Here is a 446-nt window from a genome sequence, read left to right as displayed (position 1 = left end):
CGGTCAAGCTGTCTGCCACCGACGTAGATGGCCTGGCGGACGTGAAATCGTTCACCGTCGGCACGCCAACCAATGGCACTTTCTACACCGACGCGGCCATGACCAAACCGGTGACCGGTTCCATTGACGCGGTCAACGGCGAAGCGACCGTTTACTTCAAGCCGAACGAAAATTTCAACGGCACGGCGAACTTCACCTACACCGCCACCGACGGCGGTATTACTGACAACGGCAGCCCGCTGACTTCGGCTCCCGCCAACGGCACCATCACCGTAACCCCGGTCAACGACGCGCCGGTGGCGGATGCCACTACCGCGACCGGTGCTGAAGACCCAAGCGTAGGCATCGCGGTCAAGCTGTCTGCCACCGACGTAGATGGCCTGGCGGACGTGAAATCGTTCACCGTCGGCACGCCAACCAATGGCACCTTCTACACCGACGCGGCC

1 protein-coding gene is annotated in these 446 nt (G+C 62.1%); it reads left to right on the top strand.

All coding sequences use genetic code 11. The annotated features are described in order from the left end of the window. On the top strand, positions 1-446 hold a 446-nt coding region (locus tag AB1462_RS32050), incomplete at both ends, for an Ig-like domain-containing protein (protein WP_367249126.1).

The sequence above is a fragment of the Pseudomonas sp. SB113 genome, assembly GCF_040754745.1.
Taxonomy (GTDB): domain Bacteria; phylum Pseudomonadota; class Gammaproteobacteria; order Pseudomonadales; family Pseudomonadaceae; genus Aquipseudomonas; species Aquipseudomonas grimontii.
This window is presented reverse-complemented; position numbering and strand designations above follow the sequence as displayed.